The following is a 23,841-nucleotide window of genomic DNA, read 5'->3' on the forward strand; positions in this document are numbered from 1 at the left end:
GACGATGGCGAGCAAGGCGACAGCGACCACGGCGGCCGGAGTGACCGGAGCGGCCGAAGTGACCGGAGTGACCGAAGCGCCGACCGTGGCCGGAACGCCGCTGCTCGGCTCGATGCCCGACCTCCTGGGCGACCCGCTGGCGGCCTACCTGCGGGCCCGCCGCGACCACGGCGACGTCGTCCGGTTCCGCGCCGGGCCGCCCGGTCTGCGGCGGGACATCTACGCCGTGTTCTCGGCCGAGGGCGTCCAGCAGGTCCTGGCGACGGAGGCGGCCAACTTCCGCAAGGACAACGTCATCTACGAGGAGCTGCGACAGGCTCTCGGCAATGGCCTGCTCACCAGCCAGGACGAGGACTACCGGCGGCAGCGCCGGCTCATCCAGCCGCTGTTCACCCGCCGCCGGGTCGAGAGCTACGCCACCGCCGTCACCTCGGAGGCCGCGGCCCTCGCCGCCCGCTGGCGGGAGACCCCGGGCGGCGCCGGCGGCACCCTCGAGCTGGTGGAGGAAATGCGCGGATACGCGCTGCGCGTCGTCGGCCGCGTCCTGTTCGGCTCCGACGTCGAGCAGACCATCGAGGTCGTCCGGGACAGCCTGCCGATGCTCAACGAGCGCGCGCGGGCCCGCGCCCTGTCCCCGGTCAAGCTGCCCCGCGACTGGCCCACCCCCGCCAACCGCCGCGCCGCCCGGGCCCAGGCCGGGCTGTACGCGCTGTGCGACGCCATCATCGGCAAGCGCACGGAAGGCCGGGAGCGCGACGAGTGCGACGAGCGGGCACCCGGACCCGGACCGGAGGACGGCGTCGAGGATCTGCTCACCCTCCTCATCCGTACCCAGAACGCCGAGGACGGCAGCCTGACCCGCGCCGAACTGCGGGAACAGGTCCTGGTCTTCTTTCTCGCCGGACACGACACCACCGCCACCGCGCTCACCTTCGCCCTCCACCTCCTGGCCCGCCACCCGGCCGAGCAGCGGCGGGTGCACGACGAACTGGACCGGGTGCTCCCCGACGGCCGCACCCCCACCGCGGCGGACCTGGAGGCCCTGCCCCGCCTCACCATGGTGCTGAAGGAGGCCATGCGGCTGTTTCCGCCGTCCCCGGCCGTCAGCCGCCGCGCCGTGGCCGAGACCGTCATCGGCGGCCGCCGTATCCCGGCCGGTGCCGCCGTTCTCGTCAGCCAGTGGGTCGCCCACCGCCACCCCGCCTACTGGAAGGACCCGGAGCGCTTCGACCCGGAGCGCTTCACCCCACAGGCGGAGGCCGGTCGGCCGCGTTACGCGTACTTCCCGTTCGGCGGCGGGCCCAGGGCCTGCATCGGGCAGCACTTCTCGACGCTGCATTCGGTGCTGAGCCTGGCGACACTGCTGCGGGAATACGACATCGAAGACGCATCGGACGGCGGCGACGTTCCACTCGGCGCCGGGATCACGCTGCTGACGAAGGGTCCGGTGCGGGTAGGTGTGCGCCCTCGCACCTAATTGGCGACATTGCCGCGATATCGCCGGACAGGAGGATTCGGTAACTCGGATTGACGCCCTCCGTTTGTTCCGGTTGGCATCAACTGGCCTGTGTCTCCTATCACTTGGCCGAAAGAGCCGAAAGCCAGTACGCTTCTGGACCATGGTCGCACCTGAGGTAGAGCCTTACATCCGGAAGAAATTCGCAGAGAACGCAGATCTTACGGAAGAGCAGCTATTCACGGCCGACGCGACATTGGCCGATGTGGTCGCCGCCAGCCCGCGAATGACCAACAGCATCGATCTCATGGAAGCGTTTGCGCGCACCGCAAACGCATTGCGGAAGGACTACGGTGTGCGGGTGCGCCTCCCGGCGCTGCCTCTCGATACGCCGATTACGACCGTGCTGAAGACCTTCCTCGAGGAATTCGAGCGTCAGCAAAAGGAGGCGGCCGCATGAGCATCGCCGAGACGGACCAGGCCGCGTCCCCGGTCATCCGCCGGTCGGTCGCCCCCGACGGGCCGGCCGCCATCACCACCGACCTCTATGACGCGCTGACCAAGCGCGGCATGTCCCTGGTCGACGTCACCTGGGAGCAGCAGCGGCTGCACGAGTCCCGGCGGTGGAGCGTCGTGGAGATGCTGGAGGCCGTCGACCTGGCCAGCCTCACCCCGCTCGACCGCAACCTGGTCTGGAACGCGGGCCGGGCCGAGCTGACCACCAAGCCGGGCGCGGACCGTCTCGAGCGCCAGGCGGAGGCCGAGGTCCGGCGCTGGCAGGACAAGAACCCCACGGTCGCCTCGATCATGGAGGCGTGCGGCACCTGGAGCCGCTACTGGAACGAAGAGGAAGCCCACCACGAGACGGTCTTCAACCGGCTGGCCGATCTCAGCGGGATGGAGCCGATCTCGGACGAGACCTTCATCCAGTTCCGCCAGGTGTTCCCCGACGACGACATGCTCCGCACGCTGGTGCTGCTCGCCATCTCGGAGATCACGGCCGCGGTCAACTACGGCCAGTGCCAGCACGTCATCGAGGACCCGGGGCTGCGCCGCATTTTCAAGCAGGTCGCCGCCGACGAGATTCAGCACCGCAACTACTTCGTCTCCTTCGCCAAGGCGCTGGTGGACAGCGGCGAATACCCGGCCAAGGACGCGTTCGCGGTGGCCCACCTCTTCCTCCGCGAGGAGGGTGAGCTCCAGGGCAGCGCCCGCAAGCAGCTGGAGCAGCGCGGTTCGCATGTGAACTGGTGGGATCAGCTCGAAACGGGTGACAGCGACTTCCGTCCCGAGGCGCTGGAGAAGAAGGAGCAGCTCATCTGCGGCGCCCTGAAGAAGATCACCGGGATCGAGGTCCATTCCCGTGAAGAGGTCGAGGACACGTGGATGGATCTCGTCGGGAGCTGATCGGTCTGGGGCACGACCTCCAGCTGATCAGTGAACTGGAGGTCGCCTCCTCTCTCCGTGAACCCGATGTCTTCTTCACCCGCGGAGAACTGCGCCACTTCGAATCGAAGGTCTCTCCCCTGGAGAGCATGGCGGGGGCGTTCGCGGCCAAAGAAGCTCTTTTCAAAGCAATTCCGGCGGCGGCTGAGACCTGGTTCTGGACCGATGCCGAGCTGGTCCACGACCACCGTGGCGCACCGCGGTTCCAGGCCCACGGAGCGCTGGCCGGCCATCTGGCCCGACACCGGCTCCGGGTCAGCGTTTCCCTCTCGCACAGCGGCGGCTTCGTATCCGCCGTGGTCATGGTGACCGGCGGGACCGCGGCACTGACACGTTTCTTCGACACGACCAATCGGGCGGTACGACGTGTTTTTCGGCGAATCCCGGCTGACCCTGCCGGTGCGCCCCAATGACCTCGATGCCTTGGGGCATGTGAACAACGCGGTCGCGCTCGAATACCTGGAGGCCGGGCGGTGGGACTGGCTCGGCCGCCAGGGGCTGGTGCACGGCGACCGCATGATCGCGGTGGTCGCCCGCACCGAGATCGACTACCTGGCGGAGATCCCTCGCGGCCAGGTCGAGGTGTGTACGTCCCTCGAGTCGCCGTCCGCGGAGGAGTTCGACGAGGACGACCTCACCTTCCGGGCGCGGTTCCGGCAGCGACTCCACCTTCCGGAGGCGGCGCGCCCCGCGGTGGACGCCCTGGTCACCGTGGCCTTCCTGGATGCCGCCCAGCGGTGTCTGGTCTCGATGCAGGACTTCCTCGCGGCCTCCGCCGTCTCGAACTGAACGAGCCTGCACGAGCCTGCACGAGCAAGGATGGAGAGCGCGATGAGCACGGCAGACGATCCGGCAGGTGACCCGCCAGGTGACCCGGCGGAGACCGAACGCTGGGTGCCGACCTCCGACGGCCATGAGCTGCACCTCAGGCAGGTGCGACCGGGGGCCGACAGCGGGGGAGCGCCCGGTGTGCTGTTCCTCCCCGGCCTCTTCGCGGACGGGGGGTTCTTCCTCGGCAGGTCCGGACAGGGGCCCGCGAAGGCGTTCCTGGACGAGGGCTTCGCCGCGTACGTGGCCTCGCTGCGCGGGCACGGCCCCAGCCGCTGGCCCGAGCGGCGGGCCTACGACTGGAACTTCGACACCTATGTGCGCCACGACGTGCCGGATCTGATCCGGGCGGTGTCGGCGGCCCACGACGGGCCGCTGTTCGTCCTGGCGCACAGCATGGTCGGCTATGCGGCCCTGGCCGCGCTCGGCGTCGACCCCGACCTGCAGAAACGACTCGCCGGGGTGGCCACGGTCTCCTCCGCGGTCAACGACTTCAGCGACGGCGGACTGTCCAAACGGGCCCAGGTGACCTTCTCCGCGGTGATCTCCCGGCTGGCCGGACGGTTCCCGGCGCGGGCGCTGAAGCAGGGCCGCTGGGACGAACCGCCGGGGCTGATGCGGCAGTTCGCCGACTGGGGCCCCTCCGGCGCCTTCCGTAGCGCCGACGGACAGACGGACTACTGGCAGGCCCTCGGACAGGTGACGCTGCCGGTGCTGGTCGGGGTCGGCGCGGGCGACACCTTCCACGCGTCCCCCGCCCGGGCCCGGAAGCTGGCCGACCACCTGGGCGGCGGCGCGGAGTTCACCCTCTTCGGCCGGGAGACCGGGCTGAGCTGGGACCCCGGCCACGTCGATGTGATCCGCGGCGCCCGCGCCCAGGAGCAGGTGCTGCCCCGGCTGGTGGCCTGGATGCGCGGCATTTCCCCCACCGGCGACACGACCGGCGATGCCGCCGGACAGACGACCGACGAGTAGGAGAGGCGCGGTGCTCGAGCACATTCAGCGCAACCAGGAGTGCCCGCCCGAACGGGGCCTGTACCTGTACGACAAGTTCATCGACCCGCCCGAGTTCGTCAGTTACCAGGACGTCCCGGAGCAGGTCGCCGCGTACGCCGACTTCTTCCGCGACCAGGGCGTGGAGCCGGGGACGCGGGTGCTGTTCCCGTTCGAGACATCCAGCGCGGTGATCTTCGCCTTCCTGGGCCTCATGGAGATCGGCGCCGTCCCGCTGTCGGTCAAGCCGCTGGTCCTGGACACGCCGAGGGAGGCCTATCTGGACTTCCTGGGCCGGGTCGCCCGGGACTACGAGGCGGCCCGCGTGCTGGAGGTCCCGACCCTGGCCACGCTCGACCTGCCGGTCCCCGGCCTGCCGCTGCCGCCGGCCGGGATCCGTAAGCCCGGCGCCCGGCTGCGCACCCCGGCGGCCGACGAGCTGGCGTTCGTACAGTTCTCGTCCGGGTCGACGTCCTTCCCCAAGGGGATCCCGGTCCGGCAGGACATGCTCCGCGCCAACCTGACCATGATCACCCGTACGGACGGCCGGAAGCCCGAGGAGCGGGTCAGCAGCTGGCTGCCGCTCTACCACGACATGGGACTGGTCGGCGGACTGCTGTCCTGCCTCGCCACGGGGTGCGATCTGCTCCTCGCCGAGCCGGTGACCTTCCTGTTCGATGCCCGTGGCTGGTGGGAGCACATGGCTCGGGAGGGGGCCGCCGGCACGGTGATCCCCAACTTCGCGGTCGACTACTCGCTCAAGCTGATGCAGGACCTCGACGCCGAGGAACTCGCCGAGATCGACCTCTCCCGGGTGCGGTCGATCTACCTCGGCAGCGAACCCATCAACCTGCCCAACCTCAACGCCTTCCTGGACCTGATGGCCCCGGCGGGGCTGCGGCGCGATGTGTTCATGCCCTGCTACGGCATGGCCGAGGCCGTGCTGCTGGTCTCCAGCCGCCCGGTGAGCAGCGAGATCCGGGTCGTTGACACCCCCTCGGGGGTGCCGGCCATCTCGGTGGGCCGGCCGATGCCGGAGTACACCGTGCGCCTCCGCGATGAGCAGGGGCGGGTGTGCGAGGACGGCCAGCTGGGCGAGATCGAGCTGACCGGCGGCAGCCTGGCCGCCTCCTACCTCGACAAACAGGCCCCGCTGACGGGGGACGACGGCTACTACGCCACCGGCGACATCGGATTTCTCGACGACGGCGAGCTGTTCATCACCGGCCGCATCAGCGACCGGATCAAGGTGGGCGGCCAGAGCTACTTCGCGTCCGACTTCGAGCAGGCGTTGGAGCGGCTGGAGTTCGTGCGCGACGGCCGCGCCGCCGTGCTTCAGATCGGCGCGGACATCGTCGTCCTGTCCGAGGTGGACCGCACGGCACGCGAGGACATCGAGGGCAGCCGGGCGCGGATCGTCGACCATCTGGTGCGCACGGTCGGGGTGACGGTACGGGCCACGGATGTGCACTATGTGCGCCCCGGCCAGCTGGAGCGCACCAGCAGCGGCAAGCTGCGGCGCCGGGCGATCGCGGAGGCGTACGAGCAGGGACGGCTGAAGGGGCTGACCTTCGACCTGCCCGCGGGCGGGTGAGATGTGCGGCTCCACCGCGTGCGGCTCCACCGCGCGGGGCCCTGCCCCAGACCCCCGTCCGGGGGCGGAGCCCAAGCCGCGCGGTGGAGCCGCACATCGCCGGAGCCGCGCATCGACGGTCCGGGGGCTACTTCGCCCCGAGCACCAGGGCCAGCGGCACCTTCTCGTGGGATTCGGTCGCGGGCTTCATGGCGTTCTTGCTGCCTATGTAGAGCCGCTTGTCCGTGTAGATGACCTGCCCGTCCGAGGTGTAGCTGTTCTCGGTGAACGCGGTGTCCTCCGGGTTCTGCATCAGCTTCTTCTTCTCGTACGACTTGGTGTCGATGAGCCAGACCGCGCCGCCCCGGCTGATCGTGGGCTCCTGGTACGCCAGGACGGAGGAGCCGTCCTCGTCGAGCCGCAGCGGCACCAGCGGGCCGCCTTCGGCGCCGTCGGCCTTGGCGGTCACCTTGCCGGTCTTCAGGTCGATGGCGACGATCTCGTTGGACGGGCCCGACGCGGCGCTCGCGCGGTAGTCCGTGCCCAGATAGAGCAGGCCGGCCGGCTTGCTGACGACGATCTGCGTACAGCCCCCGACGTCGGTCGCCTCGCAGTCGGCCTCGTACTTGCCGCCCTCCATGCCGAACTTGCTCAGCAGCTTGCCTTCTTTGCCGCTGTCGTCGATCGCCAGGAAGTCGGAGACCCCCGACCCCGACGAGTCGCCCGCGTTGATCCCGATGACCAGCGGGTCGGTGGACACCACATGGGCGTATTCGATGCCCGACGTCACCTTGTACGAGGACTTCACCGCCCGGGTCTTCGGGTCCACCGTCTGGACCTCCAGCTGCGGGCTGCCGGACACCTCGCACTCGCGCACCGCGATCAGCTTCGGTCCGTCGCCGACATAGCCGTTGTCCGAGCAGTCCTCGTCCGAGTCCGGCATCCACAGCGGCTTGCCGTCGGTCGACCAGGCCGCGCCGCCGCTGATGCCGCCCGCGGCCACGGTGTCGCCGCCTATGGTCACCTCGTCGAACATGACCGGGCTGTCGGACGCCAGCTCACCGGTCTCCCGGCCCTGCTTCGTCCAGACCAGCTTGCCCTTCTTCAGGTCGACCAGGCCGACCTGGGTGCACACCGAGGGGTTCTGCGAGTCGTCCTCAAAAAGGATCGCGGTCAGGCCCGCCTCGGTGACCTGCGGCGACGACCAGCAGATCTCACCGTCGAGCGGGATCTCCCACGAGGCGGAGCCCCCGGTGAGCGGATAGCCGACGATCTTCTTGACGTCCGCCTTGACCAAGTTCTTGTCGGTCACCCACATGCCCGCGGTGTCGACCATCTTGGCGACCTTCGGCATCGGGACCTGGCCCAGCACCTGCGCGTCGATGGCCCCGGACGCCGAGTCGCCGCCCTTCCCGCCCCCGCCGTCGCCCGAGTCCTTGCCCACGGCGAACCAGACACCGCCGGCGACCAGCACGAGCGCCACCACCGCGCCGACGATGACCCCGGCGGGCGACTTCGACTTCGACTTCCGACGGCGGTCGGCCCGGCCCCCGCCCGGCGGCGGCCCCGGGGGCGGGGGCCCCGGCGGCGGATAACCGTGGCCGGGCGGCGGGGGCGGCTGGGACATCGCAATTCTCCTTCTCGCAGGGGTGGTCGCACGGGTCACACAAATATGTGGAACGACAGCGAGAAGGATTTCTATCAAACTCGCGCCATTGATGCACGGCGCGGGTGCGGATTTTCGGGAAACCGCAGTTCACGCGATTACTGATCCAAATTCCAGTGGAAATGTTCCGCGGATTATTTTCCGAATTCGGTCTGCCGGGGACCGAGTATCGTCCGCACGTAGTCCTCGACCGTCGCCTCGAGCCCCACGTCCCGGCCCGCCTGCTCGGACAACGACCAGCGGTGTTCGAGCAGTTCGTGGTAGATCTGCGCGGTATCGGTGGAACCCCGCAGCTCCAGGGGCACGGCCCGCACGGTGGGCCGGAAGACATCGCGGACCCAGCGGTGCGCGAGCACTTCCGGGCGCGCGCCGAGCGGGTCGCCCGGAGCGTAGTCGTCCTGTGAGACCATCCATGTCTCCAGATCGTTCAGGAGGCTGCGCGCCTGATTCTCCTCCGCGTCGAGACCGGTCAGCCGCAACAATTGCCGCTGATGGTGACCGGCGTCCACGACTTTCGGCAGAAAAGTGACCGTATCTCCATCCGGCGACCGCTGGATCTGCATTTCCGCGACATCGAAACCGAGATCGTTCAGCCGTCGCACCCGCCGGTCGATGTAGTGCCGCTTGGCCAGCGGATAGACCGACTCGCGGGTCAGCTCGTGCCACAGCTCGTCGTACCGCTCGACGATCTCCCGGCCGAACAGCACCGGATCCACGGAGGGGTGCAGCGACCCGCCCGCCTCCAGGTCCATCAGCTCGCCCGCGATGTTCACCCGGGCGACCTCGATGTCATAGCTGCGCTGCCCGCCCGACAGCCGCGGATGGAGCTGCCCGGTCTCCGCGTCCACCAGATACGCCGCGTACGCGCCCGCGTCCCGTCGGAACAGCGTGTTGGACAGCGAACAGTCGCCCCAGGCGAAGCCGCTCAGATGCAGCCGCACCAGCAGCACGGCGAGCGCGTCGAGCAGCCGCTTGATCGTGCCGGGCCGCATCGTCGTCTCGAACATCGACCGGTACGGCAGCGAGCCCACCAGATGGCGGGTGATCAGCGCGGGCTCCAGCGGTTCGCCGCGCTCATCGGTCCGCCCCGTGACCACCGCGACCGCGTCCACGGCGGGCACGGCCAGCCGGTCCAGGTCCCGCAGCAGCCCGTACTCCCGCACGGCCGCCCACTCGCCGACCTCCTTGACCGCGACCACCTCCCCGCCCGCCCGCGCGAACCGCACCACATGGCGCGAGATACCACGCGGCAGCGCGACCAGATGCTCATCCGGCCACTGCTCCAGCGGGACGCTCCACGGGAGGTCCAGGAGGGCGGCCGGATGCTCGGGGGAGGTCGCGGTGATTTTGAGGTCCATGGGAAACCAGTGACACACCGGCGCGCCGGAGTCCAGGGTTCGGCGCCCGGCAGCGACGGGCATCACACCTGGCCGGGCGGTGACCGACGGCCGTTGTCAGACCCTCGCCGTACGGTTCTCATGACGCCGTTCACACCGGAGGAGCCATGACCTTCGCCGCCCGTCTCGTCACCACCTTCCCAGCGCCCTTGCACGGCCGGGCTGGGGTGGACGCCCCGATTCCGCAGATCGGGCCGGGGATGCGGCTGGTCGTGCAGCGCGGCGACGCCGAGGTGGCGGCGTACGACCTCGACGAGTACGCCGCCGAGGGCGAGGCCGCGGTGGTCCGCTTCCCGGCGCCCTGGCCGCGCCGGTTCGGCAGGGTCGCCGTCTCCCCCCGCCGGGACCTCGCCGTCTTCGTCGGGGTGCACGCGCTGCGGGCCGTGGACGCGACGGGCGCGGTGCGATGGGAGGTCCGGCACGGCTGCTGGGAGGGGCGCTGCCGCGCGTCGCACATGTCGTACGAGGAGTACGCCGACCTGGACGAGCACCCGTACACCGGCAGTGGCTCGGCGGCCGTCTCGGCGGACGGCAAGCTGGTCTGGGCGCACATCCGCGGCCCGCTCGCCTCGGACGCCGACCCCGATCCGGGCGCGCTCGACGAATGGCTGGTGCTCGACGCCGCGGACGGCCGGGTGCTGGGCCGGATGGACGCGCAGACGTCGGCCGTCGGCTCGGAGCATGTGCCGCACCCCGACCCCGGGCAGATGGCGTTGAGCGTCGGCGAGGGCCAGGACGGGGCGCCGCTGCTGTGGGGCCGCTGGGACGGTCGGACGCTCTCCGTCGACCGACTGGGCGACGACGACTGGGTGCTGCTGGCGATCAGCCCGTCCGGCGACCGCTTTCTGACGGTCACCCACTACCAGGAGACGCTCGCCGTGCACCGCGCCGCCGACGGCTCGGTGCTCGCCGAGCTGGTCGCCGAGGCCGCCGTGCCTCCTCACCCCGATGCGCAATTCGAGCACCGAGAGGTGTGGTGGGACCACAACGCCGGTTTCCTCGACGAGGACACCGTCATCACAGGGACGTTCGAGAGCGACCTGATAGCCGGGGGCGAGGTCGGCCGCAACTGGCTGCTGGACGCGGCGCGGATGCGCCTCACCGGGCAGATCGACTACCCGTTCCCCCTGTCGAGCTGGCCCACGGCGCTGGGCGACGGCACCTGGCTCACCTGGTCCGAGGCCTCGGACGTCCTGCACCTGTGGACCCTGTGAGACCCCGTTGATCAGTCCCGTTGATCAGGTCCCGCTGATTCAGGTCAGGGTGTCGAGCCAGCGGCTGAGACGGGCCCCCTCGCGGGTCATGATCTCCGGGTCGCGCAGGGCGTTGGAGAGCAGGGACATGCCCTGGTAGGCGCCGACGAGAGCGAGCGCCAGGCCCTCGGGGTCGGCCACGCCCATCTCGCGGTACTGCCGCTCCACCCAGTCCAGCAGCTGCCGGACGACATGGCCCGCCACGAGGTCGAGGCCGCCTTCGTCGCGTTTGCCGAGCTCGGTGGCGAGGGTGCCGGTGGGGCAGCCGTAGCGGGCCGCGATGTCGCGCTGGCCGACCCAGGCGGCCACCAGGCTCTTGAGGCGTTCGCGCGGGTCGGGGAGCTGGTCGAGCTGGTCGGTGAGAACTTTCAGATGGGAGACATGCTCGGCGAGGGCCGCCTCGACCAGCTCGTCCTTGGTCTTGAAGTAGTAGTACACGTTGCCCGCCGGGACATCGGCGGCGCGGGCGATGTCGGCGATGGTCGTGCGCTCCACGCCCTGCTCATGCAAGACCCGGGCCGCGGCGGCCGTCAGCCGCTGCCGCTTGCCGACGGCCTTGCGCGGACGGGGCGGCGAATCTTCTGAGTCAGTCACCCGACTAACTATAGACAGCCGGTGGTCGAACTGTGCTAGCTTCTCCTCGTGCCGAGTTAGTCAGTCGACTAACTAACCAAACAACTCGCTCATCGAACAGGGAGAACAACATGATCGTGGTGACTGGTGCGACCGGGAACGTCGGGCGGGCGCTGGTGCGGATGCTCGCCGAGGCCGAGGTGCCGGTGACGGCCGTGGCCCGGCACATCACCGACGCCGATGTGCCGCCGGGGGTGCGGGCGGTGGCCGCCGACCTGGCCGAACCGGCCGGCCTGCGAGGCGCGTTCGAGGCGGCCGAAGCGCTGTTCCTGCTGGTGGCGGGGGAGGACCCGCGCGGCATCATGGAGATGGCGCATACCGCCGGAATCCGCACGGTGGTGCTGCTGTCCTCGCAGGGCGCGGGGACCCGCCCGGAGGCATACCGTCACCCGGGGCTGTTCGAGGCGGCCGTACGGGAGTCGGGACTGGACTGGACGGTCCTGCGCTCCGGCGGCATGGCCGGCAACGCCTTCGCCTGGGCCGAGTCGATCCGTACGGGACGGGCGGTCGCGGCGCCGTTCGGTGACGTGGGCCTGCCCTTCATCGACCCCGATGACGTGGCCGCGGTCGCCGCCGCCGTCCTGCGCCGCCCGGACGCCCACCTCGGCGCCGTCTACACCCTCACCGGCCCCGCCCCCACCACCCCGCGCGAGCGGGCCGCGGCGATCGCGGCAGCCCTCGGCGAACCGGTCCGCTTCACCGAACAGACCCGCGAGGAGGCCCATGAGCAGATGGCGCGGTTCATGCCGCTGCCCGTGGTCGAGGGCACCCTGGCCATCCTGGGCGAACCGACCGAGGACGAGCAGCGGGTGAGCCCCGATGTCGCACATGTCCTGGGCCGGGCGCCGGGCACCTTCGCCGCCTGGGCCGAACGCAACATCGCGGCCTTCCGGTGAGCGTGCCGGTGAGCGTGTCGGCCGAGGACTTCCTCGCCGAGCCGCACATAGCCACCCTGACCACCTTGCGCCCCGACAGCTCGCTCCACGTGGTCGCGGTGCGCTTCACCTGGGACGCCCGTGCGGGTCTCGCCCGTGTCCTGACCGTCGACACGACGCGTAAGGCCAGAAACCTCATCGCCGGGCCGGGCGGGCGCGCGGCGCTCTGCCAGGCGGTGGGGTTCCGGTGGGTGACGCTCGAAGGGCCCGCCACCGTGCACGACGCACCCGAGCGGGTGGCCGAAGGCGCCCGCCGCTACACCACGCGCTACGGAACGCCGCCGCCTGCCCCGCCCGGCCGCGTGGTCATAGAGATCGCGGTCGACCGCGTCACTCACCTCAACCTCCGCTAAAGGAGCGCATCATGCCTGTTCAGCACCTCCACGGCTCGACCATGCACTACCGGGAGTCCGGCACCGGGACGCCGATCGTCTTCCTGCACGGCAACCCGACCTCCTCCTACCTGTGGCGGCACGTCATGCCGGCCGTAGGCCCCGGACGGCTGCTGGCCCCCGATCTGATCGGCATGGGCGAGTCGGGCAAGCCCGAGATCGACTACACCTTCGCCGACCACGCCCGCTACCTGGACGCCTGGTTCGACGCGCTCGACCTTCAGGACGTGGTACTGGTCGGGCACGACTGGGGTGGCGCGCTGGCCTTCGACTGGGCCGCGCGCCATCCGCACCGGGTGCGCGGCATCGCGTTCACCGAAACCATCGTCAAGCCGATGGCCTGGGAGGAGTTTCCCGAAGGCGGCCGGGAGCTGTTCCGGGCGATCAAGACTGACGGCATCGGCGAGGCGATGATCCTCGACGACAACGCCTTCATCGAACAGGCCCTGCCCGGCACCGTCGCCACCCCCCTCACCCAGGGCGACCTCGACGTCTACCGCAAGCCCTACCCGACCCGGGAGAGCAGGCTGCCGCTTCTGCGCTGGCCGCGCTCGATGCCGCTGGGCGGCGAGCCCGCCGACGTCGTGGCCAGGATCGAGGCGTACGACCGGTGGCTGAAGGCCAGCCCCGACGTGCCCAAACTACTGCTCACGTTCGCGCCCGGGCCGGGGGCGATGATGCACGAGGACATCATCGCGTGGTGCGCGGAGAATATCGCCGGCCTGGAGATCGAGCGCTCCGAGGCCGTCGCCGGGCACCACACGCCGGAGGATCAGCCGCAGTTGATCGCCGCCGCCATAGCGGCCTGGGCGGACAGCCACGGCCTGCGCCTCCCGTGAAGGCCTGCCGAACCGCCGACGGATGATGCGGATCAACCGGGCAGAAGAGGTGGTAACTGCTGGCCGAGAGGTGCGAATAAGGCCGGGTGAGCTCGATCGTGTGATGGTCGGCTTCCGGGGTTGAGGTTTCCCCTGCGTGGCGGGGTGGCGTGAACTCGCGCTCTGGGACGACGGGTTCGGCGCCGGTGTGCGGGGCCAGCGCTCAAGACCGTTCGGGGCGTGCCAGTGCGCGGACTCACTCCCGCTCACTGCTCAGGATCGAAAATCGGGCAGTACCTCCGCTCGAAACCTCTGGCGGAGGCCCGAACCGGTATCGAACGCCTCTCAGGCACGCCGGAGCCCGGTCACCCGCAGCATGTCGAGCGCCGTAGCTTCGGGGGTTCCCGGCTCGGCCGAGTACACGAACACGGTCTGGTTGCCGTCCGGGAGCAGGAGGGTGTCGCAGTCGAGCGTGATCGTGCCCAGTTGGGGATGGCTGATGCTCTTGGTCGCGACACGCCAGGGGGTGGAACACCCCTCCTGCCACAGCTCCTCGAAGCGCGGGCTGCCACAACGTAGCTGCGTGATCAGTTGCGCGAGGTCGGGGTCATCGGGGTAACGGGCCTGGGCGGCACGCAGTGTGCCGACCGAGGCGCGCGCGGCCGCGTCGTCTTCGCCCGGGCCCGTGGCCACCTGACAGCGGCTACTACCGAGAAAACGTTGCCAGATGAGGTTCCGTCGCTGCCGCGGCCACGCGGACATGTCGCCCTGAAGCGCCGCCGCGAGGGGGTTCCAGGCCAGCACGTCGCCCTTGGCGGAGAGCACCAGCACGGGCAGATCCGACATCCGGTCCAGGAGTCGCAGAGCGGTGGGCCGTACGGTCATCGCGATGCGTCCGGCGTGCGGCGGTTCGTGGCCGGCGAGCCGGAACACCAGGTCGCGGTCGTCGTCGTTGAGCCGCAGGGCCTGGACCAAAGCGGCGATGACCCGGGGCGAGGGGCGCGGGCCGCGCCCCTGCTCCAGCCGGACCACGTAGTCGACGCTCAGGCCCGCGAGCGTCGCCACTTCTTCCCGGCGCAGGCCCGGCACCTGGCGGTGCGTTCCCGACGGCAGCCCGACGTCCTGCGGTCGCACGCGCGCCCGCGCTCTGCGGAGCACCTCGGCGAGTTCGGCGCGGTTCATTCCTCAATGATGCCGCACGGATCGCGCCGGCCTGGCGGGCTGGTACCGCGGGTCCCATGCCTCAGCGGCCCTGGTGTGACCGGGCGCGCTCACCGACGATCACCCCATGGCAGACACGAAGACGGTGGCGCTGGTCACCGGAGCGAACAAAGGGCTGGGCCGGGAGGCCGTGCGCCGCCTGGCAGGGGAGGGATGGCTGGTCTTCCTGGCCGCCCGGGATCGGGAACGCGGCATGCTGGCCGCGGACACGCTGACGGGTGAGGGGCTCGATGTCGAGTTCGTCGAACTCGACGTGACCTCGGACGACTCAGTGGCGGCGGCCGTGAAGGCCGTCGCCGGGCGCGTGGATCACTTGGACGTCCTGGTCAACAACGCGGGAGTCGGTGGTCCGTTGCTGGATCCGGCCGACGTGGACGTCGACGCGGTACGGGCTCTGTACGAGACCAACGTGTTCGGTCAGGTGCGGGTCACGCACGCGTTCCTGCCGTTGCTTCGCCAGTCCGAGCAGCCGCGTATCGTCATGGTGTCCAGCGGTCTCGCCTCACTGACACACGCCGGCGACCCAGCCCGCCCCGAGTCCGGCTTCCTCAGCCTGGACTACGCCTCGTCAAAAACGGCGCTCAACATGGTCGTGTCCCAGTACGCCCGAGCGCTGCCCGAGTTCAGGGTCAACGCTGCTGATCCGGGCTTCCCCGCCACTGACATGAACCATCACACCGGCATCCACACCCTCGCCGAAGGCACCGACGCGATCGTCCGGTTGGCTGCCCTGGACCTGGACGGGCCGACCGGAGGCTTCTTCGACCGTAACGGCCCCGTCCCCTGGTAGGAGCACAGAAAATGACAAGGATAAGGATTCTGACGATCGGGCTCCACCCGAGCGCGATCGACTACACCAAGCATCCGGGCCTCGACGAGGCGACGCTCACCGCACGGATCGAGCAGGGCGATGCGGCTCTGCGGATGGCTGGCTTCGACGCGGTGACGTGCCTGGTCGCATCCGACCCGGACGCGGCGGAGAAGTCCATCCGCGAACGGCTTTCCGAGGGATCGTTCGGCGTGGTCATGATCGGAGGCGGTGTGCGCATGGCGCCCGAGCACACCCTTCTGTTCGAACGGCTGATCAACGTGCTGGCCGCGACGGCATCCGGGATCCGGTTCTGCTTCAACACCTCACCGGAGACGACGATCGACGCCATTCGCCGTTGGGTATAGCCGCACCCGGCCCTTCGGCCACTGTTCCGGTGCCCTGTCCCGGCGGGTTGGCCCCTTTCAGTTGTCGGACCAGTTTCAGTTGTCGGACCCGGCTCAGCCCAACGGACGAGGCCGCGGCCACTGCTGGTCGGCGGCCCAGTCCGTGAAGGAGGTCCAGGCGATGTCCGGGAAGTCGGCGCGCAGCGCGGGGATGTCCACGGCGTAGCCGGTCTCCGTGAGGAACGTGAACATGGCTCCCATGTCCGCGCTGGCCTGCCGGACCAGGTCCAGCGGCACATGGCGGTACTCGACCGGACCGCCGGCCGCCGCGGTGATCGCCTGGGCCATCTGCCGTGGTGTGGGCGCGTCGCCCGCGACCTCCATCCGGCGTCCGATCCACTGCCCGGGGTCGGCGATCACGGCGGCCACGACCGCGCCCAGGTCGCGGCGGGCGATCTGCTGGAGCGGGGTGTCGGCGGGCACCGCGAGCGACAGCGTGCCCTGGGCGATCTCGTCCAGGCCGCCCAGGGCGTTCTCGAAGAAGTACGTCGGTGCGATCACGGTCGCCGGCAGGTCCGTCTCCGTCAGCAGCCGCTCGATCCGCGCCTTGCTCTCGAAGTGGGGGATGCCGGTGGAACGGTTCGCCGAGGCCACCGAGGCGAGCACCAGATGCGCCAGCCCCGCCCGGCCGGCGGCCTCGATGATCGCCTGGCCCTGCCGCACCTCCGCGTCCGTGCCCGACTCGAACGGCGTGGTCACCGCGAAGGCGGCGGACGAGCCGTCGAAAGCCGCCGTCAGCGACCGGGCGTCGGACAGCTCGCCGGGGACCACGTCCACCCCCTGCTCGGCGAGCCGGCGCGCCCGCGGCGCCGCGGGGTCACGGACCACAGCCCGAACGCCCTGCCCAGACGCCACCAGCGCCTGTGTCACCGCGCCGCCCTGTCCACCGGTGGCTCCCAGTACTGTGATCATGCGTACTCCGTAGAACAGCCGAGGCCCACGGCCTCGGAACTCGATGGGCGCGCTCGTGCCGGTGCGCCCCCACCGTCTTACATGATCAGCGAGCGGATGGCAGCCGCGGTGGTACCCAGTCGCCGTGTCGCAGGATGGCCTGGACGGTGACCCGGCACCACCTCCGCCTACTACCGCACGGTCTGGTGAACGGCGGAAGCGTGTCCGAGGAGCAGATCCGCGGGCTGGTGGCGGCGGCTCTGCGATAGCCCGCGCGATGGCTACGCGCGTACGCCGGCGGCGTTGGTGACGGGGCCGACGTCCTTGCCGTCGAGGACCGCCTTGGCGCGTTCCAGGTCGAACTCGCCCTCCCATTTGGCGATGAAGATGGTGGCGACGGCGTTGCCGAGGACGGTGGTGAGGATGCGGCCCTCGTTGAGGAAGCGGTCGATGCCGACGATCAGGGCCAGGGCCGCCATCGGGACGTGGCCGATGATGCTGACGCTGCTGGCCAGTACGACGAAGGCGCCGCCGGGGACACCGGCCGCCCCCTTGCTGGTGAGCATCATGATGCCGAGCATGGTGAGCTGTTCGCCCAGCGACAGGTGGATGTCCAGGGCCTGGGCGAGGAAGAGCGAGCTCATCGTGAGGTAGATGGCGGTGCCGTCGAGGTTGAAGGAGTAGCCCGCCGGCAGGGTGAGGCCGACGACCGGCCGGGAGGCGCCCAGGTGCTCCATCTTGCCGACCATGCGGGGGAGGACGGCCTCGCTGGAGCAGGTGGCGAGGATGATCAGGAGCTCTTCCTTCAGATAGCGGCAGAGCTTGAACAGGTTCAGGCCGGTGTAGCGCAGCAGCCCGCCGAAGACGACGAGAATGAACACCAGGCAGGTCACGGAGAAGATCGCGATCAGGATCAGCAGCTGGTGGAGGGTGCCGATGCCGTACTTGCCGACGGTCAGCGCCAGGCCTCCGAAGGCGCCGAGCGGGGCGGTGCGCATGACCCAGCCGACGACCTTGAAGACGACCTGGGAGAGGTTCTCCACGCCGCGCAGCAGGCCCTGGGCGGGCTCGCCCACGGCCTTGACGCCGATGCCGAACAGCACGGAGACGAGCATGACCGGCAGGATCTCGCCCTCGGTGAAGGCGCTGAACATGGTGGTCGGGATGATCGACAGTACGAAGTCGGGCAGGTCGATGTGGGTGCCGGTGGTGCCCTCGGGCAGGTCCTCCGTGCTGAGGGAGGACGCGTCGATGTGCATGCCCGCGCCCGGCTGGAACACATTGCCGACCACCAGGCCGACGGCCATGCACAGCCCCGTCAGGACGATGAAGTAGGCGAGTGACTTGGCGCCCACCCGGCCGACCCGGCCGATGCTGTCCACCTTGCCCACGCCGAGGACCACCGCGCAGAAGATCACCGGTGCGACGATCATCTTCATCAGGCCGACGAATCCGTCACTGAACGGCTGCATCCGCACGGCGGCGCTCGGCCACACCGCACCGACCACGATGCCTGCCGCCACGCCGATGAGGACCTGAACCCACAGCTGGCGCAGCCAGTATCCGATGCCGCGCGTCGTTGCTGCCGCGCTCGGAGTGCTGGACATTTCTCATCCCTTCTACGGGCCCTGCTACGGGCCGGAGATCCGGAAACCCGGAAACACATCTCTGTATACAGGGATGAATTCAGAACTGTATAGACCTCTGTCGACAACTTCTGGGGCGGTGTCCCCGGAACACCAAAGGCCCCGTCCGCGCAGCCGCGCAGACGGGACCCCGGAAGAAACCCAGCAGGTCACACGGGTGGTGACAGGAGATCAGCGGCCGACCGTGCGCCCCACCCAGTACGTACGGGTGTTGGTGAACTCAACGAGGCCCTCGGCCGCCAGCTCCCGCCCGTATCCGCTCCGTTTGGTGCCGCCGAAGGGCAGCCGCGGGTCCGAGGCGACGATCGCGTTGACGAAGGCCGCGCCGCTGGTGACGCGGCGGGCCAGGGCCACACCGCGGACCGGGTCCGCCGTCCACACGCTCAGGCCGAGCCCGTACGCGGTGGCGTTCGCGAGCCGGACGGCGTCCTCGTCGTCCCGGGCGACGGCGAGGGCGGCCAGCGGGCCGAAGGTCTCCTCGTCGAAGGCGGCCATGCCCGGCCCGGTGTCCGCCAGGACGGTCGGCTCGTAGAAGTAGCCGTCGCCCGGCAGGGGACGGCCTCCGGTGAGGAGACGGGCCCCGGCGGCCACGGAGCTCTGGACCTGCCGGTGGATCGCCGCGCGCAGGTCGTCCCGGGCCAGCGGGCCGACCTGGGTGTCCGGCTCCCGCGGGTCCCCGACCCGCAGCGCCTCGACACCGGCCACGAACGCGGAGGTGAAGGCGTCCGCCACCGACTCGCTGACGATGAACCGCTTCGCACAGACGCAACTCTGGCCGGAGTTGGCGAAGCGCGCCTTCACGGCGGCCGCCGCGGCCGCCCCGACATCGGCGTCGTCGAGCACCACGAAGGCGTCCGAACCACCCAGCTCCAGAACGGACTTCTTCGCCGCGCGCCCCGCCGCCGAGCCCACGGCCGCACCCGCCCGGTTGCTTCCCGTCAAGGTCACGGCGGCGACGCGGTCGTCCGCGATGAGCCGGGCCGTGACCTCGGGCACGTCGGGCTCCGCGATCAGCAGCGCGGTCACCAGGTGCTCGGGGAAACCCGCCGCCACGAACAGGTCCTGCAGCGCCAGCGCGCTCCCGGTCACGTTCGACGCGTGCTTCAGCAGCACGCCATTGCCCGCCACCAGCGAGGGGATGGCGAAGCGCATGACCTGCCAGACGGGGAAGTTCCACGGCATGACCGCCAGCACCAGCCCCAGGGGCTCGTGGGACACCCAGGCCGCCTCGGCGGCGTCGACCTCGATGTGCCGGTCGGCGAGGATGGCCGGCCCCTGCCGCGCGTAGTACTCGGCGGTGAGGGCGGACTTCTCGACCTCGCCCTCCGCCTCGCTCACCGGTTTGCCCATCTCCGCCACGACCAGGGAGGCGAGCGCGCCCCGGTGTTCGCGCAGCGCGCGGGCGAGGCGGGCGGCGCGGGCCGCCCGTTCGGCGACCGGGAGCAGCGCCCAGGCGCGGCTCGCCGTGTGCGCCCGCTCCACGGCCGCCTCGACGCGCTCCGCGTCCCACCCTTCGACGGCCGATATGAGCTGACCCGTAGCGGGATTGACGACCTTCATGGTGTTGTCGCTCATGCGGTGGGCGCCCCTCCCTTGTCGTGCTCGGAGAGGTGCTCGAAGGTCTCGCCGGTGGCGGTGATGGTCCGGGTGACGTCCCGCCCGCCGTAGACCCAGTAGATCCGCATGACGCCCGCGCCCCGGTTGAAGAACCGGTGCGGAACACCGGCCGGGACCCAGGTGGCCTGGCCGGCCTCCAGGTCGAAGAGCTCGCCGTCGATCTCGGCCGTCGCCTCGCCCTGGAGGATCAGCACGGACTCCTCGACGTTGTGGCTGTGCAGCGGAAGTCCGGTGCCCGGCTGGAACACGGTCTGGCCGGTGGTGATGACGGCCGTGTCGGAGTTCCACTTGCCGACGTAGGGGAGGGTGGCGACACCTCCGCCGCGGTCGAAGCGTTCGACCTCGGCGGGGTGGATGAGCAGGTTCGGTGCGGCGGGCTTGGTGCACATGGGGGTCGGGTTCCGTTCTTCGAGGTGCGGGCCTGCGGGGTCAGGAGTGGTGGAACAGACGGCGGGAGAGGGTGTTGACCTGGCTCCCGGGCACCACGTACTTCGCGGCGGCCTCGCGCCAGACCGCGAAGTGCGGGGCGGAGCGGTGGGCCTCGACGGCGGCCTCGTCGTCGTAGATCTCGTGGAAGACGAAGTGGTGGTCGTCGCCCAGATCGCAGACGACGTCGAAGAAGCGGCAGCCGGGTTCGTCGTGGAAGGAGCGCTCGGCGTTCTCCTCGATGGCGGCCAGGAAGTCGTCGCGGCAGCCGGGGACGACCTGGAGGGATACGGTCAGCGCGATCATGCGGGGAGCTCCTTGGAAGCGGCGATCGGGGTGGTGGCCGGGGTGGTGATCGGGGTGGGCAGAGGCGCGCCGGTGGCGGTGGCGACGCGGGTGAGGGAGCGCCAGGTGTCCTCGGCGACCGCGATGCCCTCGGTCCGCAGCCGCTCGGCGGTACGGGCCTCCGGCTCGCCGGGGACGAAGACCTCGGCCGCGCCCGGCGCGGTGGGGGTGGCCTTGGTCTCCTCGATCAGCGTCTCCACCCGCCGCTCGAACTCGGCCGGTTCGGCCATCGCGCGGATGTCGAGGCAGATCAGCAGATGGCCCACGCCGCTGCGGCCCGTCGGCCGGTACGGACCGACGACCGAGGTCCCGAACGCGCTGCCGGTCAACACCCCGGCCAGCACGTCGAACATGAACGAGATGGCGTACCCCTTGTGGCCGGCCATCGGCAGGATCAGCCCCTCGACGGCCCGGCGCGGATCGGTGGTCGGCACGCCGTCGGCATCGGCCGCCCAGCCCTCGGGGATCGGCTGCCCGCGCTCCCTGGCGTGGTAGATCTTGCCGCGCGCCACGGCCGTGTTGGCGATGTCCATCACGACCGTGCCGTAGCGGCCGCCCGGCGCGGCGATCGACCAGGGGTTGGTGCCGACGCGCTTCTCCCGCCCGCCCCACGGGGCCATGGCTGGGCTGGCGTTGGTGGCGAGGATCGCCACACAGCCCCGCTCGGCGGCCTTGCGGGTGAAGTAGGCGGCGGTGCCGAAGTGACCGGAGTCGCGTACGGCCACCGCGCTGATCCCGTGCTCCCGGGCCCGCTCGACGCCCCAGCCCACCGCCCGGTCGGCGAGCACCTGCCCCAGCCCGTCCCGTCCGTCCACCACCAGCACCGCCCCGCCGTCACTCACGATCCGCGGGTCGGCGACCGGGGCCGTCGCGCCCGTGGCCAGGCGGTCCAGGTACCACGGCAGGCGCAGCATCCCGTGGGAGGGATGCCCCCATAGCTCGGCGGTCACCAGCGTGTCCGCGAGGAGGTGGGCGTCCCCGGGCGGTACGCCATGGGCTTCGGCGGCGGCGGTGGCGAACCGGAGCAGGTCGGCGGCGCGGACGGTATGCGGCATGAGGCTGTCCTCGCGTCAGGTCGGTGAGGGGGCAGGGCGGACACAGATTTGTATCCATTCCTGTATACATCAGCGCGTACGAGGAAGTCACGGGGAGGGGTGGGGTGGTGGCGGTCACGCGTCGGCGGATCTGTTGCAGCGGTACTGCGGGATGTAGTACTTCTTATATATGAGCGAGCAGGTGCACAACAGATTGGCGATGGTGCGCGCCGAGCGGAAAGTGTCGCGTCAGAGCCTGGCCGAGTCGGTAGGGGTGCACTACCAGACCATCGGCTATATCGAGCGGGGGCAGTACAACCCGAGCCTCGACCTGGCGCTGAAGATCGCGAAGTTCTTCGGGCTGCCGGTGGAGGCGCTGTTCTCGCTCGAGCCGTTCCGGCCGCTCACGGACGAGGTCTACGGGAGGAAATAGCCATGCCGACGACTCGAATGACCGACTATGACCGGCGCATGGTGCGGCTGATGAACGACCGCCGAGCGCGCTCGCTGTACGCCACGGCCGCACGCCGACGCCTGGCCGTCGCCGTACACATCACGCTCACCGCGGCCTTCGGGGCGCTGATGACCCACCTCTACCTCGCGGAGTCGGAGCCGATCTGGGCCATCGTCGTGATGGCGGTCCTGCTGCTGCCCTGGATGATCGCGACCGGAGCGATCAACGCCGCCACCCACGGCCTGCTGGAACTGCGCGAACGCGCCCTGGACGAGCGGCAGTCGGCCGAACGCAGCCGGGTCCTGGCCCGTGCCCACCGGGTGATGACCCTGCTGCTGGCCACGGCCGCGGCCGGCCTGCTGACCGCGGGCGCGGCCGGCGGCGACGCGCCTACCGCCTACGTGGCGCCCGTGCTCATCGCCGTCCTCGTGGCCCACTGGCTGATGCCGCTGTGGATGGCCGGCCTCATGGCCGAGGACGAACCGGCCGAGGACGAGGCGCTCGCGGTTCAGCCAGGCTGACCCGGCCGGCCCGGGCCGGCCCGCTCGGCCCGGCCGGCCGGGGCCGGTCATGCGGTCGTCGAGGTGCGGAAGTAGTGGCCCTCGCCGAGGTCGTCGATGAGCCCGGGGTGGGTCGGCTGCCACCCCAGCAGCTCGCGGGTCAGCGCGCTCGAGGCCGGGCTGTCGGTCGCGAGGAAGCCGGCCAGCCAGGTGAAGTGCTCGGCCGAGTCCTCGGGGGAGACGGAGGCGACAGGGACCTCGAGGTGGCGCCCGATCACTTCGGCGACGGCGCGGATCTGCACGCCCTCCTCGGCGATCGCGTGCAGCACCGATCCCGCCGGGGCCTTCTCGAGCGCCAGGCGGATCAGGTGCGCCGCGTCGGACCGGTGCACGGCAGGCCAGCGGTTGGTCCCGTCGCCGATGTAGCCGGAGACGCCGTGGGTGCGGGCGATGTCGACCAGCGTCGCCATGAAGCCGTGGTCCCCCTCGCCGTGCACCGTCGGGGCGAGCCGCACAACCGACGAGCGGATGTCGCGGGAAGCGAAGGAGGCCGCCAGTTGTGCCGTGGCCAGCCGCGCCCGCGGCCCGGCGCCCAGATGCTCCGGGGTCCGGCCGCCGGGAGTGCCGTCCTCTTCGGTGGCCACCTGCCCCGGTGCGAGCCCGAGCGTCCCGGAGGCGACGACCAACGGCCGCCCGGAGCCCGCGAGCGCCTCGCCGAATGTCTCGACGGCGCGGCGATCCGCGTCGGCGGCCTCCTCGAAGCCCCCTGAGAAAGCGATGTCGTGCTTGAAGGCGAGGTGGACCACGCCATCCGAGGCGGCAGCCGCGCTCCGCAGACCGTCGAGATCGTCAAGGGTGCCGCGATGCACCTCGGCCCCGGCCGCGGTGAGCGCGGCGGCCGAGGAGTCCGAGCGGGCGAGCCCGACGACCTGATGGCCCGCGCCGATGAGCTCGGGCACGACGGCGGAGCCGATCCAGCCGGAAGCGCCGGTGACGAAGACGCGCATAAGAAAAACCTCCAGTAAGTCGGCCGTCCCTGCCGCACGGCATGACGCGGCGACCAGGACAGGTCGACAGTCGATGTCAGTCACTGTCATCGACC

Annotated in this window: 26 protein-coding genes; 15 read left to right on the top strand and 11 right to left on the bottom strand. The window is 70.5% G+C overall.

From position 1 onward, the window contains the following. Positions 1 to 4 precede the first annotated feature (4 nt). From ACWY4P_RS35980 to ACWY4P_RS36010, 7 genes are all read left to right on the top strand, one after another. Positions 5 to 1,477 (top strand): cytochrome P450, encoded by a 1,473-nt coding sequence (locus ACWY4P_RS35980; protein ID WP_456204725.1) that lies wholly within the window; start codon positions 5 to 7, stop codon positions 1,475 to 1,477. Positions 1,478 to 1,619: 142 nt separating this feature from the next. After that, on the top strand, positions 1,620 to 1,916 hold the full coding sequence (locus ACWY4P_RS35985; protein ID WP_456204726.1) for a hypothetical protein: 297 nt from the start codon (positions 1,620 to 1,622) through the stop codon (positions 1,914 to 1,916). Continuing rightward, on the top strand, positions 1,913 to 2,863 hold the full coding sequence (locus ACWY4P_RS35990; protein WP_456204727.1) for an acyl-ACP desaturase: 951 nt from the start codon (positions 1,913 to 1,915) through the stop codon (positions 2,861 to 2,863). The genes ACWY4P_RS35985 and ACWY4P_RS35990 overlap by 4 nt, the downstream gene beginning before the upstream one ends. Further along, the gene (locus ACWY4P_RS35995; RefSeq protein ID WP_456204728.1) at positions 2,839 to 3,315 is read left to right on the top strand and encodes a holo-ACP synthase; all 477 of its coding nucleotides are present in this window, start codon (positions 2,839 to 2,841) and stop codon (positions 3,313 to 3,315) included. The genes ACWY4P_RS35990 and ACWY4P_RS35995 overlap by 25 nt, the downstream gene beginning before the upstream one ends. 19 nt (positions 3,316 to 3,334) lie before the next feature. Next, complete coding sequence (locus ACWY4P_RS36000) at positions 3,335 to 3,691, top strand: acyl-CoA thioesterase (protein ID WP_456204729.1); 357 nt, start codon at positions 3,335 to 3,337, stop codon at positions 3,689 to 3,691. A gap of 42 nt (positions 3,692 to 3,733) precedes the next feature. Beyond that, positions 3,734 to 4,705 (top strand): alpha/beta fold hydrolase, encoded by a 972-nt coding sequence (locus ACWY4P_RS36005; protein WP_456204730.1) that lies wholly within the window; start codon positions 3,734 to 3,736, stop codon positions 4,703 to 4,705. 10 nt (positions 4,706 to 4,715) lie between these two features. After that, entirely contained in the window at positions 4,716 to 6,317 is a 1,602-nt protein-coding gene (locus ACWY4P_RS36010) for an AMP-binding protein (RefSeq protein WP_456204731.1), read from the top strand. Between the two features lie 127 nt (positions 6,318 to 6,444). On the opposite strand, the gene ACWY4P_RS36015 is transcribed toward ACWY4P_RS36010, so the two are convergent. Together ACWY4P_RS36015 and ACWY4P_RS36020 are read right to left on the bottom strand one after the other, a co-directional pair. Beyond that, positions 6,445 to 7,923 (bottom strand): hypothetical protein, encoded by a 1,479-nt coding sequence (locus tag ACWY4P_RS36015; protein WP_456204732.1) that lies wholly within the window; start codon positions 7,921 to 7,923, stop codon positions 6,445 to 6,447. 173 nt (positions 7,924 to 8,096) lie between these two features. Further along, on the bottom strand, positions 8,097 to 9,320 hold the full coding sequence (locus ACWY4P_RS36020) for a DUF4032 domain-containing protein (protein ID WP_456204733.1): 1,224 nt from the start codon (positions 9,318 to 9,320) through the stop codon (positions 8,097 to 8,099). Between the two features lie 146 nt (positions 9,321 to 9,466). Here ACWY4P_RS36020 and ACWY4P_RS36025 point away from each other — a divergent pair, with 146 nt between their 5' ends. Continuing rightward, positions 9,467 to 10,573, top strand: coding sequence for a hypothetical protein (locus ACWY4P_RS36025; RefSeq protein ID WP_456204734.1), 1,107 nt, complete (start codon positions 9,467 to 9,469; stop codon positions 10,571 to 10,573). Between the two features lie 39 nt (positions 10,574 to 10,612). On the opposite strand, the gene ACWY4P_RS36030 is transcribed toward ACWY4P_RS36025, so the two are convergent. Then, complete coding sequence (locus tag ACWY4P_RS36030; protein ID WP_456204735.1) at positions 10,613 to 11,206, bottom strand: TetR/AcrR family transcriptional regulator; 594 nt, start codon at positions 11,204 to 11,206, stop codon at positions 10,613 to 10,615. A 110-nt stretch (positions 11,207 to 11,316) separates the two neighbouring features. On the opposite strand from ACWY4P_RS36030, the gene ACWY4P_RS36035 reads away from it, so the two are divergent. From ACWY4P_RS36035 to ACWY4P_RS36045, 3 genes are read left to right on the top strand one after another with little or no spacing between them, the layout of a single operon-like run. After that, positions 11,317 to 12,141, top strand: coding sequence for an SDR family oxidoreductase (locus ACWY4P_RS36035; RefSeq protein ID WP_456204736.1), 825 nt, complete (start codon positions 11,317 to 11,319; stop codon positions 12,139 to 12,141). A 2-nt stretch (positions 12,142 to 12,143) separates the two neighbouring features. Next, positions 12,144 to 12,533, top strand: coding sequence for a pyridoxamine 5'-phosphate oxidase family protein (locus tag ACWY4P_RS36040; RefSeq protein ID WP_456213172.1), 390 nt, complete (start codon positions 12,144 to 12,146; stop codon positions 12,531 to 12,533). A gap of 11 nt (positions 12,534 to 12,544) precedes the next feature. Next, positions 12,545 to 13,411: a haloalkane dehalogenase gene (locus ACWY4P_RS36045; protein ID WP_456204737.1), complete on the top strand. Its 867-nt coding sequence runs from the start codon at positions 12,545 to 12,547 to the stop codon at positions 13,409 to 13,411. A 324-nt stretch (positions 13,412 to 13,735) separates the two neighbouring features. Here ACWY4P_RS36045 and ACWY4P_RS36050 read toward each other — a convergent pair whose 3' ends face one another. Next, entirely contained in the window at positions 13,736 to 14,572 is an 837-nt protein-coding gene (locus ACWY4P_RS36050) for a helix-turn-helix transcriptional regulator (RefSeq protein WP_456204738.1), read from the bottom strand. Positions 14,573 to 14,678: 106 nt separating this feature from the next. Between ACWY4P_RS36050 and ACWY4P_RS36055 the strand changes: the two genes are divergently transcribed. Continuing rightward, the gene (locus tag ACWY4P_RS36055; protein WP_456204739.1) at positions 14,679 to 15,401 is read left to right on the top strand and encodes an SDR family oxidoreductase; all 723 of its coding nucleotides are present in this window, start codon (positions 14,679 to 14,681) and stop codon (positions 15,399 to 15,401) included. An 11-nt stretch (positions 15,402 to 15,412) separates the two neighbouring features. Then, positions 15,413 to 15,787: a hypothetical protein gene (locus tag ACWY4P_RS36060; protein WP_456204740.1), complete on the top strand. Its 375-nt coding sequence runs from the start codon at positions 15,413 to 15,415 to the stop codon at positions 15,785 to 15,787. Positions 15,788 to 15,880: 93 nt separating this feature from the next. On the opposite strand, the gene ACWY4P_RS36065 is transcribed toward ACWY4P_RS36060, so the two are convergent. The 6 genes from ACWY4P_RS36065 to ACWY4P_RS36090 all read right to left on the bottom strand — a co-directional run bounded on the left by ACWY4P_RS36065 (position 15,881) and on the right by ACWY4P_RS36090 (position 21,806). Next, positions 15,881 to 16,738 carry an NmrA/HSCARG family protein gene (locus tag ACWY4P_RS36065; RefSeq protein ID WP_456204741.1) on the bottom strand — a complete coding sequence of 286 codons (858 nt, stop codon included), beginning with the start codon at positions 16,736 to 16,738 and terminating at the stop codon, positions 15,881 to 15,883. A gap of 260 nt (positions 16,739 to 16,998) precedes the next feature. Continuing rightward, positions 16,999 to 18,324 (bottom strand): C4-dicarboxylate transporter DctA, encoded by a 1,326-nt coding sequence (gene dctA, locus ACWY4P_RS36070; RefSeq protein ID WP_456204742.1) that lies wholly within the window; start codon positions 18,322 to 18,324, stop codon positions 16,999 to 17,001. 210 nt (positions 18,325 to 18,534) lie between these two features. After that, positions 18,535 to 19,938: an aldehyde dehydrogenase family protein gene (locus tag ACWY4P_RS36075; protein ID WP_456204743.1), complete on the bottom strand. Its 1,404-nt coding sequence runs from the start codon at positions 19,936 to 19,938 to the stop codon at positions 18,535 to 18,537. Then, the gene (locus ACWY4P_RS36080) at positions 19,935 to 20,369 is read right to left on the bottom strand and encodes a cupin domain-containing protein (protein WP_456204744.1); all 435 of its coding nucleotides are present in this window, start codon (positions 20,367 to 20,369) and stop codon (positions 19,935 to 19,937) included. Before ACWY4P_RS36080 ends, ACWY4P_RS36075 begins: the two co-directional genes overlap by 4 nt. Positions 20,370 to 20,409: 40 nt before the next feature. After that, positions 20,410 to 20,712: a putative quinol monooxygenase gene (locus ACWY4P_RS36085; protein ID WP_456204745.1), complete on the bottom strand. Its 303-nt coding sequence runs from the start codon at positions 20,710 to 20,712 to the stop codon at positions 20,410 to 20,412. Then, positions 20,709 to 21,806: an Ldh family oxidoreductase gene (locus tag ACWY4P_RS36090; protein WP_456204746.1), complete on the bottom strand. Its 1,098-nt coding sequence runs from the start codon at positions 21,804 to 21,806 to the stop codon at positions 20,709 to 20,711. The genes ACWY4P_RS36085 and ACWY4P_RS36090 overlap by 4 nt, the downstream gene beginning before the upstream one ends. 169 nt (positions 21,807 to 21,975) lie before the next feature. On the opposite strand from ACWY4P_RS36090, the gene ACWY4P_RS36095 reads away from it, so the two are divergent. Continuing rightward, positions 21,976 to 22,218: a helix-turn-helix transcriptional regulator gene (locus ACWY4P_RS36095; RefSeq protein ID WP_014179785.1), complete on the top strand. Its 243-nt coding sequence runs from the start codon at positions 21,976 to 21,978 to the stop codon at positions 22,216 to 22,218. Between the two features lie 2 nt (positions 22,219 to 22,220). Next, a complete protein-coding gene (locus tag ACWY4P_RS36100; protein WP_456204747.1) occupies positions 22,221 to 22,760 on the top strand; it encodes a hypothetical protein in 540 nt (179 codons plus the stop codon). 47 nt (positions 22,761 to 22,807) lie between these two features. On the opposite strand, the gene ACWY4P_RS36105 is transcribed toward ACWY4P_RS36100, so the two are convergent. Further along, complete coding sequence (locus ACWY4P_RS36105; protein WP_456204748.1) at positions 22,808 to 23,746, bottom strand: SDR family oxidoreductase; 939 nt, start codon at positions 23,744 to 23,746, stop codon at positions 22,808 to 22,810. Between the last annotated feature and the right edge of the window lie 95 nt (positions 23,747 to 23,841).

This window comes from Streptomyces sp. LZ34, from assembly GCF_053890475.1.

Bases quoted from the DNA above. Each gene is read 5' to 3' on its own strand.
- ACWY4P_RS35980 (WP_456204725.1), top strand. From the start codon at position 5: ATGGCGAGCAAGGCGACAGCGACCACGGCGGCCGGAGTGACCGGAGCG.
- ACWY4P_RS35985 (WP_456204726.1), top strand. From the start codon at position 1,620: ATGGTCGCACCTGAGGTAGAGCCTTACATCCGGAAGAAATTCGCAGAG.
- ACWY4P_RS35990 (WP_456204727.1), top strand. From the start codon at position 1,913: ATGAGCATCGCCGAGACGGACCAGGCCGCGTCCCCGGTCATCCGCCGG.
- ACWY4P_RS36005 (WP_456204730.1), top strand. From the start codon at position 3,734: ATGAGCACGGCAGACGATCCGGCAGGTGACCCGCCAGGTGACCCGGCG.
- ACWY4P_RS36015 (WP_456204732.1), bottom strand. From the start codon at position 7,923: ATGTCCCAGCCGCCCCCGCCGCCCGGCCACGGTTATCCGCCGCCGGGG.
- ACWY4P_RS36020 (WP_456204733.1), bottom strand. From the start codon at position 9,320: ATGGACCTCAAAATCACCGCGACCTCCCCCGAGCATCCGGCCGCCCTC.
- ACWY4P_RS36025 (WP_456204734.1), top strand. From the start codon at position 9,467: ATGACCTTCGCCGCCCGTCTCGTCACCACCTTCCCAGCGCCCTTGCAC.
- ACWY4P_RS36035 (WP_456204736.1), top strand. From the start codon at position 11,317: ATGATCGTGGTGACTGGTGCGACCGGGAACGTCGGGCGGGCGCTGGTG.
- ACWY4P_RS36045 (WP_456204737.1), top strand. From the start codon at position 12,545: ATGCCTGTTCAGCACCTCCACGGCTCGACCATGCACTACCGGGAGTCC.
- ACWY4P_RS36050 (WP_456204738.1), bottom strand. From the start codon at position 14,572: ATGAACCGCGCCGAACTCGCCGAGGTGCTCCGCAGAGCGCGGGCGCGC.
- ACWY4P_RS36055 (WP_456204739.1), top strand. From the start codon at position 14,679: ATGGCAGACACGAAGACGGTGGCGCTGGTCACCGGAGCGAACAAAGGG.
- ACWY4P_RS36060 (WP_456204740.1), top strand. From the start codon at position 15,413: ATGACAAGGATAAGGATTCTGACGATCGGGCTCCACCCGAGCGCGATC.
- ACWY4P_RS36065 (WP_456204741.1), bottom strand. From the start codon at position 16,738: ATGATCACAGTACTGGGAGCCACCGGTGGACAGGGCGGCGCGGTGACA.
- dctA (WP_456204742.1), bottom strand. From the start codon at position 18,324: ATGTCCAGCACTCCGAGCGCGGCAGCAACGACGCGCGGCATCGGATAC.
- ACWY4P_RS36075 (WP_456204743.1), bottom strand. From the start codon at position 19,938: ATGAGCGACAACACCATGAAGGTCGTCAATCCCGCTACGGGTCAGCTC.
- ACWY4P_RS36080 (WP_456204744.1), bottom strand. From the start codon at position 20,369: ATGTGCACCAAGCCCGCCGCACCGAACCTGCTCATCCACCCCGCCGAG.
- ACWY4P_RS36085 (WP_456204745.1), bottom strand. From the start codon at position 20,712: ATGATCGCGCTGACCGTATCCCTCCAGGTCGTCCCCGGCTGCCGCGAC.
- ACWY4P_RS36090 (WP_456204746.1), bottom strand. From the start codon at position 21,806: ATGCCGCATACCGTCCGCGCCGCCGACCTGCTCCGGTTCGCCACCGCC.
- ACWY4P_RS36095 (WP_014179785.1), top strand. From the start codon at position 21,976: ATGAGCGAGCAGGTGCACAACAGATTGGCGATGGTGCGCGCCGAGCGG.
- ACWY4P_RS36100 (WP_456204747.1), top strand. From the start codon at position 22,221: ATGCCGACGACTCGAATGACCGACTATGACCGGCGCATGGTGCGGCTG.
- ACWY4P_RS36105 (WP_456204748.1), bottom strand. From the start codon at position 23,746: ATGCGCGTCTTCGTCACCGGCGCTTCCGGCTGGATCGGCTCCGCCGTC.